We start from the raw sequence: 14,988 nt of genomic DNA on the forward strand, positions 1-14,988 counted from the left end.
AAATTGCAAGGCCTTGCGCATGACGGGTTTGCGCAAACGATAAAGGCCTTTGTTTTTCTGTCTTGCAGCCTCAGGGCAAATCTTGGATAACCTCTGACAGTTAGAGGAGCCTCCCCATGCGCGCACGCATTTACAAGCCCGCCCGAAACGCCATGCAATCGGGAACAGCCAAGACGAAAAGCTGGGTTCTGGAGTTTGCACCATCGTCGCCCCGTCAGGTTGATCCTTTGATGGGCTGGACCTCATCTGATGATACGCAGGCCCAAGTGAAGCTGCGCTTTGAGAGCAAAGACGCCGCACTTGAGTATGCGCAGGCACATGGCCTTGAGGCTGTGGTGCGAGAGCCAAAACCGCGCAAGGCCAACATCCGCCCCGGTGGCTATGGCGAGAATTTTGCCACCAACCGCCGCGGCGCCTGGACCCACTGAAACGCCGGCGGCTTGGCCCAGGATTTTTCAAAAATCCTGCGGTGGGGCCGCTTTGGGCACACTCCGCTATTGCCTTCTGCGCAGGCTTTGCCCAAAACATCGTCTGACGGTCCTGTAGCTCAACTGGATAGAGCAGCTGACTTCTAATCAGCAGGTTGAGGGTTCGAGTCCTTCCGGGATCGCCATTTACCGAGAGTTTTGGCTACCGGCAGGTTGCGCCAGCGGGGGCGCAGAAAAGGCGGTAGAGCATGGAGATGACCTCCGAGGTTTTCTCGTCGGCCAAAGCATAGAAAATCGTTTTGCCTTCGCGGCGGGTGGTGACAAGGCCATCATCGCGCAGGCGGGCCAGCATCTGGCTCACAGCCGCCTGGCGCAGATCGAGCAGCTGCTCAAGCTCACCCACCGATTTTTCACCTGATCCGAGATGACACAAGATCATCAGCCGCCCCTCATGGGCCAGCGTCTTGAGATAGGAGGCCGCATCGGCGGCGTTCTGGGCCATTTCAGAGGGCGGTGCGGAAGGCTCTTGCAGCATGGTTTACTCACATAGGTTTTCCCCTATGTATCACGCCGTTTTGGTTTTGGCGAGTTAGAGGGTTGTCGCAGGTGCGCCGCCTTGGAAATTGTTGCCATTTTGATAGTCACAGGGCTCTTCCTGCATCTGCAAATGCAGGGCCTCGCCATGATAGGGGTGCGCCCGGGCCAGCTCTTCATTGACCTCAATTCCCAGGCCGGGCGCTTCAGAAAGGCGCACAAAGCCGTTCTCCACACGGATTGAGCCGTGAATGAGTGCATCGTGGAAGTCTGTCTCGATCGTTTCGGCGATGAGCAGATTGGGGATCGAGGTGGCCAGATGCAGGTTTGCGGCCCATTCAACAGGCCCGGCATAGAGGTGTGGTGCCATTTGCACGTTGTAGCATTCCGCCATGGCGGCAACTTTCTTCATCTCCCAGATGCCACCCGCGCGGCCCAAGGCAGGCTGCAAAATTTCGGCAGCGCCTGCGCGCAGGACAGCGCCGAACTCGGCCTTGGTGGTCATCCGCTCGCCTGTGGCCACGGGGATGCGCACGTTGCGCGCGACACGGGCCATATCCTCGATATTGTCAGGCGGGGTTGGTTCTTCATACCAGAGGGGAGAGTAAGGCTCGATGGCCTGACCGAGGCGGATGGCACCGCCTGTGTTGAACTGGCCATGAGTGCCAAACAGGAGGTCGGCTTTATCGCCCACCGCTTCGCGGATGGCTTTGCAGAAGGCGACGGACATGGAGATGTCGCTCATTGCGGGCATATGGCCGCCGCGCAGGGTGTAGGGGCCTGCGGGGTCAAACTTGACGGCGGTATAGCCGCGCGCGACACAGTCCAGCGCGCTTTCGGCGGCGGCGTCGGGGTCGATGAAGAAGCTGTCCATATCGTGATGCGGCAGCGGGTAGAGGTAGGTGTAGGTGCGGATGCGCGCGTTCATACGCCCGCCAAGGAGGGCATAGACGGGGCGGTTGCGTGCCTTGCCCAGAATATCCCAGCAAGCGATTTCAAGGCCTGAGAAGGCCCCCATGACGGTCAGATCGGGGCGTTGGGTGAAGCCGGAGGAGTAAACGCGGCGGAACATCAACTCGATGTTTTCAGGGTTTTCGCCTTCCATATGGCGCGCAAACACATCTTCAATCACCGCGCGCATGGCGTTTGGGCCAACAGAGCTTGCATAGCACTCGCCCCAGCCCACAAGCCCCGTGTCTGTCGTGACTTTCACCAAGATCCAGTAGCGCCCGCCCCAGCCGGGCGCAGGAGGGGCTGTCACGATGATATCGAGGTCTTTGAGGTGCATGGGTCAGGCTCCTAGGTGCTGATCGACGATGCGCTGCACCATCGGGGCAAAATGCCAGTAATCGGGGGTTTGCATGGTCGGATGCTTGCCCGCTTCGTCAAGGTAGCGAACCTGGATGATCTTTTGCAGGTTCGGGTTTTGCTCGAAAGCGGTGACTTCTTCGGGGCTCATCGGGCCGCCTTGCAGATTGAGCGAGTGGATCGAGGCTTCAGACAGGCGGTCATAGTAGCTCGGGCGCGTGGCGCAGAGGTAGCGCTTGGCGGCGACATGGTGGCGCACGCAGTCTGTGACGACCGAGGGGAAGAACTCGGCCAGAACCTTTGCACCGGCTTCTTCATGAAAGCGGTCTTCGGTGTCTTCCATCGAGAAGGTGCCGAACTCGGAGGTGAAATGGCCGATGTCATGCAAGAGCGCGGCGACGATGATGTCTTCAGGCAGGCCCTGCTGTTGCGCCAGAGTGGCCCCTTGCAGCATGTGCTGGGCCATGGTGACGGGCTCGCCGAGGTATTCCTCATGCCCGCAGCGCGCAAAGATATCGCCCAGAAAGGCCACGATGGTATCACGGGTGAGGGGCGTGCTCATATGGCGGCCTCAAGTGCTGCGAGGGTGCTGAGAAGCCCGTCCTTGTCGGCGTAGCAGCCTTGCAGCCAGCGGGTGCCTGTCCCCGAATAGCCCTTGCGGGCATGCAGAACGCGGGTGTTATCAACGATAAAGGCCTCGCCCTTGGCGAGCTTGAAGCTGACTTGCATTTCCGCGCTGTCGACCAGCTCGGAGAAGCGGCGGTAAGCACGGTAGTAGGTTTCCATCGCTTCAAAGGGCACATCGGTGATCGGCGCGGCGGAGCGGGCGTTGAAGCGCACGGCTTGCAGCGTGCCTTCGGGCAAAAGCTCGATCATCGGGCGGCGCGCGTGCAGCGCTACGCCTGCGCTGCCCGTATAGGCAAAGCGTGCGGAGTGACTTGTGAGCGCGGCGAAGCCCTCGGGGTCTTCTTCCTTGAGCCTGAGCGCGCAGGCAAAGCCGTCGACCACCATGTTCTCACCGCCCTCAGCGGAATTCTCCAAACAGGCGAGCACTTGCAGGGTGGGCTGTGGGTCGCGGTAGGGGTTGTCCGTATGCGCCTGAAGGCCGAGGCCTGTGTAGGCGAGGTTGACAGGGTTCACCTCAGTGCGCACCTCAAAATGGCGGCCATAGTTTGTTTCGCGCACATAGCCGAAGAGATCGACGATTTCGAAAAGCTCGCCCTCGCGGCCCTCCATCTCGGTGACTTTGGCGAAGCCGTAACTGCGGATCGCATCAAGCCAGCTAAAGCGCGTGGCCTCATAGGCCTTGAGCGCGCCCAGGGGGGCCGTAGGAACGGCAGACTGCAAACCAGAGCCCCAAGGGGTGCTCTGAGGCGGCATATGGCCTCTGGAGCGCTCCTGAGGGGTGTCGTAGGCGTGATCCTTGAGCCATTTGAGGGGGAAGCTGACGGTTTTTTCTTCAGGCGCGAAGGTGATTTCAACACTGTCGCCTGTCATTTGCGCTGCGCTGAGCGTCACATCTGCGGGGATGTCGGCCAGCGTGATGAGGCGCTGGCCATTGTTTGGGTCGCGGGTCTCAGCATCCAGCGCATTGTCGCGCAGCCAGACGGCGTGAAAGCGTTGCCCGTTGACGCGCAGTATGCGGCCTTCGGCTTCGATCAGGCTGTCTGGCATGGCGTTTCCCTCCCGCGCTTAAAAGACGATGACGTTACGCTTGGCCTTGCCTGTCTTGGTGTCGGCGATGGCCTCGTTGATCTGCTCAAGCGTGAAGCGGTTGGAGATCAGCTCATCAAGCTTGAGGCGGCCCTGACCGTAAAGATCGACCATCCAAGGGATGTCGCGCTGGATGACGGTATCGCCCATTTTGGAGCCGATCATGGACTGGCCCACGGCGGCGAAATTGGCTGGCTCATAGCTGGAAAACGCGCCCGTTGCGGGCATACCGACCATGATGACCTTGCCGCCATAGGCAAGATAGCGCGGGGCCTCGTCATAGGCGCGTGGGGCACCGACGGTGACAAGCACGGCATCTGCGCCACGGCCCATGGCCTCTTTTGCGGCGCGCCAAGGGGATTTTTCGGTGGCGAGCACGCCGTCTGTTGCGCCGAACTGCTTGGCGACCTCGAGTTTGTCCTCGCTCATGTCGACAGCCACGATACGCCGCGCGCCAGCGATGCGCGCGCCCTGAATGGCGTTGAGGCCCACGCCGCCTGCGCCGATGACCACGACATCCTGACCGGCCCTGAGCTGGGCGGCATTGACCACCGCACCGACGCCGGTGATGACCCCGCAAGAAATCAGCGCGGCGGCGTCTTTGGGCATCTCATGCGGGATAACGACGATCTGGCTCTGATCGACCACGACTTTCTCGGCGAAAGCGCCACAGGCCATGGCCTGGTGCAGCTTGCCGCCGTCGGCGGTTTTGAGCGGGCCGTGGTCGCCATCATAGGGCGTTTGGCAGATGACGGGTTTGCCACCCGCGCAGGAGGGGCAGGTGCCGCAGGCGCGGATGAGCGTGACGATGACACTGTCGCCCAAAGCAAAGCCTTTGACACCCGCGCCAAGGGCTGTGATGCGCCCTGCGGCCTCGTGGCCATAGACCGCCGGAAGCGAGCCGCCCCACGCGCCATCGGCATAGGAAATATCGGAGTGGCAGATCGCTACGGCGTCGAGAGTGACTTCGACTTCGCCGTCTTGAGGCGCGCGCAGCTCGACAGTTTCGACGGTCAGAGGTTTGCCGAATTCGTGGCAAACGGCGGCTTTGATTGTTGTCATATGACTCTCCCTGTTTGGAGCGAGCCTGACAAGCCTTGCGCGGGGCTGCAAGCCTGAATGACGACGTCGTTACGTCGCGTTTTGGATATGGCGGCTGGTTTTGTCGCTGATGTAGAGGATGAGCGCCAGACCCATGATGAGCGCGGCCAACAAGAAGGGCGCACCGGGCAGATAGAGCGCGGCCTCAGGGCGGGAGAATTGTGCGAAAGCCTGGGTCATGATCAATGGAGACAGGATCATGGAGAGCGACGCGAGCGAGCCAAGCACGCCTTGCAGCTCGCCCTGAGCATTGTCAGGCGCGGCTTTGGACATGGCCCCCTGAAGGGCGGGCATGGCGATGGCACCGAGCGAAAACAGCGGGATCAGCCAGAGCAGCAAGGTGCCATCGGTGATGACAGTGAGCATCAGAAAGGAAGCCATGCTAAAGCCCATGCCCGTGACAACAGCGCGCCGCTCGCCCAGGATCCGCATGGCAGGGCGCACGAAAAGCCCCTGTGCAAAGGCAAAGCCAATGCCATAAAGGCCGAGGCTGAGGCCGATGGTGCTTGCTGGCCAGGCGAAGCGCTCGGTCACGAAATAGGCCCAGACGGCTGGGTAAACATGCGTGGCGATATTGAAAAAGAAATAGACCGCCAGCAGCCGTTTGAGCCCGTCAAGCCGGGCGACCGCGCGCAGGGCCCCAAAGGGGTTGGCGCGGCGGGCCTCAAAACGCCTGACCCTGCGCCGGGTCACGGTTTCACGCAGCACCACATAGCCGAGCCCCGCGTTGAGCAGCGCCAGCGCCGCCGCAGCCCAAAAAGGCGCACGGGTGCCGTAATCGGCCAAAAGCCCGCCAAAAACCGGGCCAATGACAAATCCGATCCCGAAACCGGCCCCGATAAGGCCAAATCGGGCGGCTTTTTCATGCGGGGCCGAAATATCGGCCATATAGGCCATCGCGGTGCTGTGAGTCGCCGCTGTGATCCCTCCGATCAGGCGGCCAGCCAGCAATAGCCAGATCGACCCTGCAAGAGCCATGACAACGTAATCCGCAGACATGACCAAAAGACTAACAAGCAGGACGGGGCGGCGCCCGAAGCGGTCGGAAAGCGCCCCCAACAAAGGGGAAAACAGAAATTGCATCACCGCAAAGGAGGTGGCGAGAATACCGCCCCATACGGCAGCCTGCCCCAGATCGGCCCCCTGAACCTCGCGCAAGAGCGCGGGCATCACCGGCACGATGAGGCCGATGCCCATGGCATCAATCACCACGGTCATGACGATGAAAAAGACGGGCAGGCGCGAGGACATGGGCGGGCTTTCGAAGTAAAACGCCTCACAAGGGATGCTTGCGAGGCGCTTAAAGGTTTGGTTTTACAGAGGCTTAGCCGAGGCGGCTGGCCACGTTTTCCCAGTTTACCAGATTGTCGAGGAAGTTGGTGAGGTAAGCGGGGCGCTTGTTGCGGAAGTCGATGTAGTAGCTGTGCTCCCAAACATCGCAGCCGAGCAGGGCTGTCTGACCAAAGCAGAGCGGGTTGACGCCGTTTTCGGTCTTGGTGACGGCGAGGGAGCCGTCGGCGTTTTGCACAAGCCAGCACCAGCCGGAGCCGAACTGGCCCGCGCCTGCGGCGGCGAAGTCTTCCTTGAATTTGGCGACCGAGCCAAAGCTCTCGGTGATGGCTTTTTCGAGCGCGCCAGGCATGGCTGTTGTGGTTGGGCTCATCATCTGCCAGAATTCGTTGTGGTTCCACAACTGGCTGATATTGTTGAAAATACCATTCTGCGCCACGGCAGATTTGTCGTAGGTTCCGACGATGATCTCTTCGAGGCTCTTGCCTTCCCACTCGGTGCCGGCGATGAGCTTGTTGCCGTTGTCGACATAGGCTTTGTGGTGCAGATCGTGGTGGTATTCGAGGGTCTCGGCAGACATGCCGTGGCCTGCGAGCGCGTCGTGTGCATATGGAAGGTCTGGAAGTTCAAAAGCCATTGGTGTCCCCTTTGGAGTTCGCGTTTATCTTGTGCTCAGATGGGGCCTTGGGGCGGGAAAGGTCAAGGGGCAGGGGGCAAAAAAAGCCCTCATTTGAGCACCGTCCCAGCGGGTTAACGGCGCTCAACCCTGCCAATAATAGGGGGGGTGATATGCGTGCACAATCCGTGCACCAAGCGTGCACCGCCTGATGCACCGTTTTTGTTAAGACAAAATTAGCTAATGCGCCGTGCGCAGCCTTTAGGCGGTGTTTACCAGAATGGCCCCGTGGCGGTTTGCGGCCTCCACGGCCTCATGGGCTTTTGCAGCCTCTGCCAGATCAAAGACTTTGTGCACCCGCGCGGTGAGCGCCCCTGCGGTGAGTGCGCGGTGGATGTGCGCGATGGCCTGCGCCCGCTCGGCCTCGCGCAGGATGTAAACCAGCGCAATGTCGATGGTGATCGCTTTGAAGAGGAGCGGGCCGAAAGGCAGAGTCGGCGTCATCTCAAGGGCAGAGCCGTAGGCGGAGATGGTCCCGTTGGGAGCCATGACCTCGGCCAGTGTCGCGATGTTTGCGCCGAACTCGCATTCAACCGCGCGGTAGATGAAGTTGCCCGAGGTGGCTTGCAGGATATCCTCGGCCAGAGTGGGCGAGTGGTGATCAAGCACCAGATCGGCCCCCGCAGCGGCGGCATGATCGGCCGAGGGGCCGGCGGAGGCGGTGGCGATCACACGCGCGCCCGCCCATTTGGCGAGCTGCACGGCCATGAAGCCGACAGAGCCGCCGCCGCCCGACACCAGCACGGTTTTGCCCGCCACATCGCCACCGCCGAGCACGCAATGCGCGGCTGTCATGGCGGGGATGCCAAGGCTTGCGCCGGTTTCAAAGCTGTGATCGCCAAGCGGCACGGCCTGGGCGGCGGGCAGCGCGATATATTCGGCGCAGGTGCCTTGGGCGCGCTGCCACTGGCCGTTGTAGACCCAGACGCGCTCGCCCACGCGGGCGGGGTCAATGCCCGCCCCCACGGCCTCGATCACGCCTGCGCCATCGGAGTGAGGGATGATCTGGGGGAAAGGCGGCTTTGTGACGCCGGGGCGCCCGCCTGCGCGGGCCTTCACATCCGACGGGTTCACGCCGGAAAGCGCGAGGCGCACCAGCACCTCGCCGGCTTGGGGCGTCGGGGTCTCAAGCTCGGTGAGAGCGAGCACCTCGGCGGCGGGGCCGAAGGCGGAATAGGTGATGGCGCGCATAGGGTGTCTCCTTTTGGGGCGAGACTAGCGCAGGGGCGGGGGGCGTCAAGGCGCGCAAATCGAGCGTCAGCCGAGCATCGCCTGCCCGTGGGACGGTCAGCCGATGCTCGGCGGCCTGCGGCCTTTACTCCGAGCAAGGCAGAAACTGGAGGTTATGAGATTCCGCCCTCAAGTGCGGCGCAGGCGGATGACCACATCGACGGAGGCGATTTCGGCATCGGCGGGCGCGCTGGGCAGGTTGGTGATTTCCATGCGCTCGGTGGAGGCATCTGTCAGCTCGCCGCTGTCTTCCCAGAAGAAATGTGGGTGCTCGGATGTGTTGGTGTCAAAGTAGCTTTTGTTGCCGTCGACCGTGATCTCATGCATGAGGCCTGCCTCGCAGAAGGCGCGCAGGGTGTTATAGACCGTGGCCAGAGAGACGGTTTCTGCACAGCCCTGAGACGCTTCAAACAGGCTCTCGGCGGTGACATGGCGGTGCTTGCCATCGCCCACAAGCAACTCGGCCAGAGCAAGGCGCTGGCGCGTGGGGCGCAGACCTTTCTGGGCCAGCCATTGGGTGCTGCGCGCTTTGGGTGTGGAAGCCTGTGGCAGGGTCATAGGTGTTGTGTCTCTTTCAGGCGCGGCTGCGCAACGGGCCCAATATAGGGCGAAACATGCCATGCTTTCAAGAGAGTGTGCGAATGCTTCGCAACTTGCTTTGAGGCGCAGGGCGCGGGCGCACCCTTGCAAGGGGCTTGGGCCGGGTGCTAGAGGAGGTCAACAACCCTTACGCAGAGACAGAAAGGCGGCCCCCATGGCTCACTATCCCAGCAGTTTTGATCGCGAAGACCTGCTCAAATGCGCCCGTGGCGAGCTATTCGGGCCCGGCAATGCCCAGCTTCCCGAGCCGCCCATGCTGATGATGGACCGGATCACCGATATTTCGCAGGATGGTGGCGCGCATGGCAAGGGGCATGTGCTGGCGGAGTTTGATATCACGCCGGAGCTTTGGTTCTTTGACTGCCACTTCCCCGGCAACCCGATCATGCCTGGCTGCCTGGGGCTGGACGGGCTGTGGCAGCTCACCGGCTTCAACCTTGGCTGGCGCGGCTGGCAGGGGCGCGGCTATGCGCTGGGTGTGGGCGAAGTGAAGCTCAAGGGCATGGTGCGGCCTGACCGCAAGATGCTGACCTACAAGATCGATTTCACCAAGGCGATCCAGACCCGCAGGCTGACCATGGGTGTGGCTGACGGGATCGTGGAGGCCGATGGTGAGGTGATCTATGAGGTCAAGGATATGAAAGTGGCGCTCAGCGAGAGTTGATCCTGAAACAACAGGTTATGTGACATCAGCGGTCCCGTATGGTTTTGGAACTGTCGCGATTTCAATGGTTTGCGCGAACGTGTTTTAAGGTTGCTTTATTGAGTTGGGTTACTGTCAAACTTAGTGGCCGTTTTTTTGGGAGGAAGTTAAATGATTTGGAAAGCTTTGATGAGTTTTACGGCAATGTTAGCTTTGTCGACACAACTGCAGGCCTCTAACGAGACATTTCGCGACCGCGACTGGAATGTCAGGGCCGTAGATAACTGTGGCTTTCCAAACACCAGCCGAAAGGACCCGTCGGTTTCATGGGTAAGAATTAATGGCGACAAGAAGCTGAAATTCACTTTACGACAGGGCGAAAAAGGTAAGTGCTCCACTGATCAGAAGCCGCGCCATCGGGCCCCTTATTGGGAGCGTGCCGAAGTCCGCCAAGACCCCAAAATGAGACTCGGCTCTATCAGCATGATCTCCTTTGAAGCGACTTTTCTGGAAGGGTTCACGGGTGACAGGGAAACCTTTTTCCAGATACATTCTTGGGACAACGGCTGCAGCGCTTATCCGCTTGCTATGATGAAATCCCAAAAGGGAAGATTGGTTGTCTGGTCGTTGCATAAGGTGAGCGGAGACGGGACTGGTGCAGGAGCTGGCCAGCATCGTGAAGTGCAAGCCCAGTCGGTGCGAATTCCTCAGCTCTATGGAAAGCCGATAAAGTTCGAATTGGACCTGGATACAAGAACTTCGCCCGGCAAATTGTCAGTACGAATGAATGGCAGGACGATTGTATCAGATGCGGCAACCAGTTTCGCGCCCTGCGCAAGACCACACATGAAGTTTGGCGTGTATCGGCCAGGCGGCGCGGGCAGCAGTACATCGACCGTGCTCATAGACGATGTGGTTGTGAAGAAAGGCAAGTGAGCATGCGCATTGCTCGGCTTCAGGCGCTTATCCCGTGACCAGCTGCTAACATCTGGACAGGCCGCCGCATTGTTTGGCGTTGTAGCACACGTCAAGCGCTTGCCCTCCTACCAATGCTCGCCTACACAGGCATTAGCACCAAAGTAGGAGGCCACATGCGCCGAGTAGTTGTCACAGGGTTGGGCGTTGTCTCATCCATCGGGAACAATGCAGAGGAGGTTCTGGCTGCGCTCAAGGCGGGCACCTCGGGGATCACCTTCAACGAAGATATGGCCGAGCACGGCTTTCGCAGCCGGATTGCGGGCAATGTAAAGCTCGATGTGGCCGAGCATGTGGACAAGCGCACGCTGCGCTTTATGGGCCCCGGAGCGGCCTATGCGCATATTGCCATGGGGCAGGCGATTGCCGATGCGGGGCTTGAGCCAAGCGATGTGGTCAACGAACGCACAGGGCTTGTGGCCGGCTCGGGCGGGCCATCCACCAGTGCCATGCTGACCGCGCATCAGGCGGTCTTGAGCTCGGGCGCGACCAAGCGGATCGGGCCGTTTGCGGTTCCCAAGACCATGTGTTCAACTGTGAGCGCGAATCTCTCGACGGCCTACCAGATCAAGGGGATCAACTATTCGATCACCAGCGCCTGCTCGACAAGCCTGCATTGTATCGGCAATGCGGCGGAGCAGATCATGATGGGCAAGCAGGACATCATGTTTGCCGGGGGGGGCGAGGAGCTTGACTGGACCTTGAGCTGCCTGTTTGACGCCATGGGCGCCATGAGCAGCAAGTATAACGACACGCCGCAGAAAGCGAGCCGCGCCTTTGATGCGCACCGTGACGGCTTTGTCATCGGCGGCGGCGGGGGCATCTTGGTGCTCGAAGAGCTGGGCCATGCGCAGGCGCGGGGGGCGAAGATCTATTCAGAAGTCACCGGCTATGGCGCGACCAGCGATGGCGCCGACATGGTTGCCCCATCAGGTGAAGGCGGGATGCGGGCGATGAAGCTGGCGCTCTCCACGCTGCCCGAGGGGCGGCGGGTGGATTACATCAACGCCCATGGCACCTCCACGCCTGTGGGCGATGTGGGCGAGGTGGAAGCGGTGCGCAGCGTTTTTGATGGGATGAAACAGCCGCTGATAAGCTCGACCAAGTCGATGACGGGCCATTCACAGGGCGCAACGGGTGCGCAGGAGGCGATTTACTGTCTTCTGGCGCTGGAGCACGACTTTATCATCCCCAGCATCAACGTGGAAACGCTCGACCCGGCCATTCGCGAAGGCGAGATTGCCACGAAGCTCGTTGAAAATGCGGGGCTGGACAGTGTGATGACCAATTCCTTCGGCTTTGGCGGCACGAATGGGTCGATGATTTTGTCAAAGTTCAAGGGATAACGCAGATGGGCGCGATGACAGGAAAACGCGGGCTGATCATGGGCGTTGCGAATGAGCGTTCGATCGCCTGGGGCATTGCCAAGGCGATGGCGGAGGCCGGCGCCGAGCTGGCGTTTACCTATCAGGGCGAGGCTTTTGGCAAGCGGCTGGAGCCGCTGGCAGCCAGCGTGGGCAGCGACTTTATGGTCGATGTGGATGTCACCGATGATGCCTCGCTCGATGCGGCTTTTGAGCAGCTTCAGGCGCGCTGGGGCACGCTTGATTTTGTTGTCCATGCGATTGCCTACTCTGACAAGAACGAGCTCACCGGGCGTATTCTCAATACCAGCCGCGAAAACTTCCGAACCTCTCTGGATATCAGCGCTTACAGCTTTATCGAGGTGGCGCGGCGTGCGCACCCAATGATGGTGGAAAACGGCGGCACGCTTTTGACGCTGACCTATATGGGCTCCACGCGAGTCACGCCAAATTACAACGTGATGGGCGTGGCCAAGGCCGCGCTGGAAGCAACTGTGCGCTATCTGGCGAATGACCTTGGGGCTGAGGGCATCCGTGTGAACGCGATCAGCCCCGGCCCGATGAAGACGCTCGCCGGTGCGGCCATAGGCGGCGCGCGGGCGACGTTTAAACATACCGACAAGAACGCGCCCCTGCGGGCCAATGCGACTCTGGACGCGGTGGGTGGCACGGCTGTCTATCTGGCCTCTGAGGCCGGCGCCTGCACCACCGGTGAGATCATTAGGGTGGATGGCGGCTTTCATGTGCTGGGAATGCCGCAGCAGGAGAACCTCTGAGAGCCTTCGAATTTGCTTTGCAAATCCGATCCGCGGGGGCGTCGCCCCCGCACCCCCGAGAGTATTTTGCCAAGAAAAGCCTGAAGATTCAGAGAATATTAACCTGCGGTGGTTAGTGTGAACGGGCGTCACAGGCTGGAGAGCCGATGGGCGTCCAAGGAAAAGCCGCCCTGTTTGTGATGACGCGTCTTGTTCGTGTCAGGCGCGCCGGATCAGACAGGGTGCATCTTTCGGTTTTTTCTTGGTGAAAATACTCATTGCCCGTGCTCAGCTTTTGCGAAACGTCAGGTAGTGGGGCGTCCGGCCCTCGCGCAGGGCCTTTTGTTCGTAGCGTGTCGGGATCCAGTCTTCCCAGGGGGTGCGCCAGTCTGAGGGGCCTTCCGCGAGCCATTTAAAGCCCGCTTTGGGGGTTTCTTCCAGCGTTTGGCGCACATAGTCGGGGATATCGGTGGCCACGCGCAGATGTGCCCCCTGCTTGAGTTTGGCGCTCAGGGGGATGAGATGTTCTTGGGTGACAAAGCGGCGCCGGTGGTGGCGTTTTTTGGGCCAGGGGTCTGGATAGAGCAGAAAGGCGCGCGACAGGCAGCCATCGGGGAGCACATCAAAAAGGTCGCGGGCGTCGCCGGGGTGGATGCGGATATTTTGGCTTTTGGCCTTGCGGATTTTGCCCAGCAGCATCGCGACGCCATTGATATAGGGTTCACATCCGATAAAGCCGGTATCGGGGTTTTGGCTGGCTTGGTGCACCATATGCTCACCACCGCCAAAGCCGATTTCCAGCCAGATGTCGCGCGTGCCAAAGAGCGCGTTGAGGTCGATCTTTTTGCGGGTGGGGTTTTCCTCCCAGCTGACCGCACCGGGCGAGAGGCTTTTGAGATCTTCTTCCAGATAGCCTTCTTGAGAAGGGCGCAGGCCCTTGCCTTTGAAGCGGCCATAAAAGTTGCGCCAGGGCGCGCCGGAGGGGTGTTTTTCGGGGTGTTTATCGCTCATGGGCCGCCTTTAGCGCGAAATCCAAGCAGGCGCAACGGGGCGGAGCCTGTGAAAAAGGCGCAAGCTGTTCTGTGCTTGCGCCGTCTTGTGGGTTGTCGGATCAGACTGCTTTTTTGAGCTGCTCGACCAAATCGGTGCGCTCCCATGAGAAGCCGCCGTCGGCCTCGGGGGCGCGGCCGAAGTGGCCGTAGGCGGCGGTGCGTGCATAGATCGGTTTGTTGAGCGAGAGGTGCTGGCGGATGCCGCGGGGTGTGAGGTCCATGCATTGGGCCACGGCGCGCTCGATGGCGGCGTCTTCGACCTGGCCGGTGCCGTGGGTGTCGACATAGATTGACAGCGGCTTGCTCACCCCGATGGCGTAGGAAAGTTGCAGCGTGCAGCGCGCGGCCATGCCCGAGGCGACCACGTTTTTGGCCAGATAGCGCGCGGCATAGGCGGCGGAGCGGTCAACCTTTGTTGGGTCTTTGCCGGAAAACGCGCCGCCGCCGTGGGGGGCTGCGCCGCCGTAGGTATCGACGATGATCTTGCGCCCGGTGAGGCCGGCGTCGCCATCGGGGCCGCCGATGACGAATTTGCCGGTCGGGTTCACATGCCATTCGGTGTCGGGCAGGATCCAGCCTTCGGGCAGCACTTCGCGGATATAGGGCGCAACCACGGCGCGCACGTCTTGGGAGGTCATGCGCTCATCGAGGTGTTGGGTGGAGAGCACGATCGAGCTCACACCGACGGGCTTGCCATCGCGGTAGGTGACCGAGATTTGGGATTTGGCATCCGGGCCGAGGGTTGGCTCTGTGCCGTTTTTGCGCACCTCGGCGAGGCGGCGCAGGATGGCATGGGCGAACTGGATCGGCGCGGGCATGAGCGCCTCTGTCTCGGTGCAAGCATAGCCGAACATAATGCCCTGGTCGCCAGCGCCTTCGTCTTTCTCGCCGGAGGCGTCAACGCCCTGGGCGATATGGGCGGATTGCTCGTGCAGAAGGTTGGTGATTTCGCAGGTGTTCCAGTGGAACTTCTCTTGCTCATAGCCGATGTCACGGATGCAGCTGCGGGCGATGTCTTCGATCTTGCCCATGTATTCCACGAGCTTGGCCTGATTGGCGAGGCCCACTTCGCCGCCGATCACCACACGGTTGGTGGTGGCGAAGGTTTCTGCGGCGACGCGTGCCTCTGGCTCCTGGGTCAGAAAGGCATCAAGGACGGAGTCTGAAATGCGGTCGCAGACTTTATCGGGGTGGCCTTCGGAGACGGACTCCGAGGTAAAAATATAGTTCTGACGTGCCATGAGCTGCTCCATTGATGTTATTCCGCTCCGTCAGGAAGCCGTTGGAGCGGCGGATTTTGAAACCGTGGACTGTTGGTC

16 protein-coding genes, 1 tRNA gene and 1 riboswitch are annotated in these 14,988 nt (G+C 60.7%); of the genes, 6 read left to right on the top strand and 11 right to left on the bottom strand.

Annotated features, from left to right (window positions below):
• Nucleotides 1-116 precede the first annotated feature (116 nt).
• Both Q0478_RS14170 and Q0478_RS14175 read left to right on the top strand, forming a co-directional pair.
• Entirely contained in the window at nucleotides 117-428 is a 312-nt protein-coding gene (locus tag Q0478_RS14170; RefSeq protein ID WP_298680391.1) for an ETC complex I subunit, read from the top strand.
• Nucleotides 429-536: 108 nt separating this feature from the next.
• A tRNA-Arg gene (locus Q0478_RS14175) sits at nucleotides 537-613 on the top strand.
• 17 nt (nucleotides 614-630) lie between these two features.
• Here Q0478_RS14175 and Q0478_RS14180 read toward each other — a convergent pair.
• From Q0478_RS14180 to irr, 9 genes are all read right to left on the bottom strand, one after another.
• Complete coding sequence (locus Q0478_RS14180) at nucleotides 631-963, bottom strand: metalloregulator ArsR/SmtB family transcription factor (protein WP_298680393.1); 333 nt, start codon at nucleotides 961-963, stop codon at nucleotides 631-633.
• A gap of 54 nt (nucleotides 964-1,017) precedes the next feature.
• The gene (locus tag Q0478_RS14185; RefSeq protein WP_298680395.1) at nucleotides 1,018-2,250 is read right to left on the bottom strand and encodes a mandelate racemase/muconate lactonizing enzyme family protein; all 1,233 of its coding nucleotides are present in this window, start codon (nucleotides 2,248-2,250) and stop codon (nucleotides 1,018-1,020) included.
• A 3-nt stretch (nucleotides 2,251-2,253) separates the two neighbouring features.
• A complete protein-coding gene (locus Q0478_RS14190) occupies nucleotides 2,254-2,832 on the bottom strand; it encodes an HD domain-containing protein (RefSeq protein WP_298680396.1) in 579 nt (192 codons plus the stop codon).
• Nucleotides 2,829-3,944: a TauD/TfdA family dioxygenase gene (locus Q0478_RS14195; protein WP_298680397.1), complete on the bottom strand. Its 1,116-nt coding sequence runs from the start codon at nucleotides 3,942-3,944 to the stop codon at nucleotides 2,829-2,831. The genes Q0478_RS14190 and Q0478_RS14195 overlap by 4 nt, the downstream gene beginning before the upstream one ends.
• Before the next feature lie 18 nt (nucleotides 3,945-3,962).
• Nucleotides 3,963-5,045, bottom strand: a complete 1,083-nt coding sequence (locus Q0478_RS14200; RefSeq protein WP_298680399.1) for a Zn-dependent alcohol dehydrogenase — start codon at nucleotides 5,043-5,045, stop codon at nucleotides 3,963-3,965.
• A 69-nt stretch (nucleotides 5,046-5,114) separates the two neighbouring features.
• Nucleotides 5,115-6,335 carry a TCR/Tet family MFS transporter gene (locus Q0478_RS14205; RefSeq protein ID WP_298680401.1) on the bottom strand — a complete coding sequence of 407 codons (1,221 nt, stop codon included), beginning with the start codon at nucleotides 6,333-6,335 and terminating at the stop codon, nucleotides 5,115-5,117.
• Nucleotides 6,336-6,408: 73 nt separating this feature from the next.
• Nucleotides 6,409-7,011, bottom strand: a complete 603-nt coding sequence (locus tag Q0478_RS14210) for a superoxide dismutase (RefSeq protein ID WP_298680403.1) — start codon at nucleotides 7,009-7,011, stop codon at nucleotides 6,409-6,411.
• A 240-nt stretch (nucleotides 7,012-7,251) separates the two neighbouring features.
• Nucleotides 7,252-8,241, bottom strand: a complete 990-nt coding sequence (locus tag Q0478_RS14215; RefSeq protein WP_298680405.1) for an NADPH:quinone reductase — start codon at nucleotides 8,239-8,241, stop codon at nucleotides 7,252-7,254.
• 168 nt (nucleotides 8,242-8,409) lie between these two features.
• Entirely contained in the window at nucleotides 8,410-8,838 is a 429-nt protein-coding gene (irr, locus tag Q0478_RS14220) for a Fur family transcriptional regulator Irr (protein ID WP_298680407.1), read from the bottom strand.
• Between the two features lie 196 nt (nucleotides 8,839-9,034).
• On the opposite strand from irr, the gene fabA reads away from it, so the two are divergent.
• From fabA to Q0478_RS14240, 4 genes are all read left to right on the top strand, one after another.
• Nucleotides 9,035-9,544 carry a bifunctional 3-hydroxydecanoyl-ACP dehydratase/trans-2-decenoyl-ACP isomerase gene (gene fabA / locus Q0478_RS14225; protein WP_298680409.1) on the top strand — a complete coding sequence of 170 codons (510 nt, stop codon included), beginning with the start codon at nucleotides 9,035-9,037 and terminating at the stop codon, nucleotides 9,542-9,544.
• Nucleotides 9,545-9,694: 150 nt separating this feature from the next.
• A complete protein-coding gene (locus tag Q0478_RS14230) occupies nucleotides 9,695-10,459 on the top strand; it encodes a heparin lyase I family protein (protein WP_298680411.1) in 765 nt (254 codons plus the stop codon).
• 155 nt (nucleotides 10,460-10,614) lie between these two features.
• Entirely contained in the window at nucleotides 10,615-11,844 is a 1,230-nt protein-coding gene (gene fabB / locus Q0478_RS14235) for a beta-ketoacyl-ACP synthase I (RefSeq protein ID WP_298680413.1), read from the top strand.
• Between the two features lie 5 nt (nucleotides 11,845-11,849).
• On the top strand, nucleotides 11,850-12,638 hold the full coding sequence (locus tag Q0478_RS14240) for an enoyl-ACP reductase (protein ID WP_298680415.1): 789 nt from the start codon (nucleotides 11,850-11,852) through the stop codon (nucleotides 12,636-12,638).
• A gap of 267 nt (nucleotides 12,639-12,905) precedes the next feature.
• Here Q0478_RS14240 and Q0478_RS14245 read toward each other — a convergent pair whose 3' ends face one another.
• Both Q0478_RS14245 and metK read right to left on the bottom strand, forming a co-directional pair.
• Entirely contained in the window at nucleotides 12,906-13,628 is a 723-nt protein-coding gene (locus tag Q0478_RS14245; RefSeq protein ID WP_298680417.1) for a tRNA (guanosine(46)-N(7))-methyltransferase TrmB, read from the bottom strand.
• A 100-nt stretch (nucleotides 13,629-13,728) separates the two neighbouring features.
• Nucleotides 13,729-14,910, bottom strand: a complete 1,182-nt coding sequence (gene metK, locus Q0478_RS14250) for a methionine adenosyltransferase (protein ID WP_298680419.1) — start codon at nucleotides 14,908-14,910, stop codon at nucleotides 13,729-13,731.
• A 4-nt stretch (nucleotides 14,911-14,914) separates the two neighbouring features.
• Nucleotides 14,915-14,963, bottom strand: a riboswitch (SAM-SAH riboswitch).
• Nucleotides 14,964-14,988 lie beyond the last annotated feature (25 nt).

Source organism: uncultured Lentibacter sp. (genome assembly GCF_937123735.1).
Classification (GTDB): domain Bacteria; phylum Pseudomonadota; class Alphaproteobacteria; order Rhodobacterales; family Rhodobacteraceae; genus Lentibacter.

What these genes read in the sequence shown, in the direction of transcription:
- Q0478_RS14210 (WP_298680403.1), bottom strand. Translation starts at nt 7,011, where the DNA reads ATGGCTTTTGAACTTCCAGACCTTCCATATGCACACGACGCGCTCGCA.
- Q0478_RS14180 (WP_298680393.1), bottom strand. Translation starts at nt 963, where the DNA reads ATGCTGCAAGAGCCTTCCGCACCGCCCTCTGAAATGGCCCAGAACGCC.
- Q0478_RS14205 (WP_298680401.1), bottom strand. Translation starts at nt 6,335, where the DNA reads ATGTCCTCGCGCCTGCCCGTCTTTTTCATCGTCATGACCGTGGTGATT.
- Q0478_RS14245 (WP_298680417.1), bottom strand. Translation starts at nt 13,628, where the DNA reads ATGAGCGATAAACACCCCGAAAAACACCCCTCCGGCGCGCCCTGGCGC.
- fabA (WP_298680409.1), top strand. Translation starts at nt 9,035, where the DNA reads ATGGCTCACTATCCCAGCAGTTTTGATCGCGAAGACCTGCTCAAATGC.
- irr (WP_298680407.1), bottom strand. Translation starts at nt 8,838, where the DNA reads ATGACCCTGCCACAGGCTTCCACACCCAAAGCGCGCAGCACCCAATGG.
- Q0478_RS14215 (WP_298680405.1), bottom strand. Translation starts at nt 8,241, where the DNA reads ATGCGCGCCATCACCTATTCCGCCTTCGGCCCCGCCGCCGAGGTGCTC.
- Q0478_RS14195 (WP_298680397.1), bottom strand. Translation starts at nt 3,944, where the DNA reads ATGCCAGACAGCCTGATCGAAGCCGAAGGCCGCATACTGCGCGTCAAC.
- Q0478_RS14230 (WP_298680411.1), top strand. Translation starts at nt 9,695, where the DNA reads ATGATTTGGAAAGCTTTGATGAGTTTTACGGCAATGTTAGCTTTGTCG.
- Q0478_RS14185 (WP_298680395.1), bottom strand. Translation starts at nt 2,250, where the DNA reads ATGCACCTCAAAGACCTCGATATCATCGTGACAGCCCCTCCTGCGCCC.
- Q0478_RS14170 (WP_298680391.1), top strand. Translation starts at nt 117, where the DNA reads ATGCGCGCACGCATTTACAAGCCCGCCCGAAACGCCATGCAATCGGGA.
- metK (WP_298680419.1), bottom strand. Translation starts at nt 14,910, where the DNA reads ATGGCACGTCAGAACTATATTTTTACCTCGGAGTCCGTCTCCGAAGGC.
- Q0478_RS14240 (WP_298680415.1), top strand. Translation starts at nt 11,850, where the DNA reads ATGGGCGCGATGACAGGAAAACGCGGGCTGATCATGGGCGTTGCGAAT.
- Q0478_RS14190 (WP_298680396.1), bottom strand. Translation starts at nt 2,832, where the DNA reads ATGAGCACGCCCCTCACCCGTGATACCATCGTGGCCTTTCTGGGCGAT.
- fabB (WP_298680413.1), top strand. Translation starts at nt 10,615, where the DNA reads ATGCGCCGAGTAGTTGTCACAGGGTTGGGCGTTGTCTCATCCATCGGG.
- Q0478_RS14200 (WP_298680399.1), bottom strand. Translation starts at nt 5,045, where the DNA reads ATGACAACAATCAAAGCCGCCGTTTGCCACGAATTCGGCAAACCTCTG.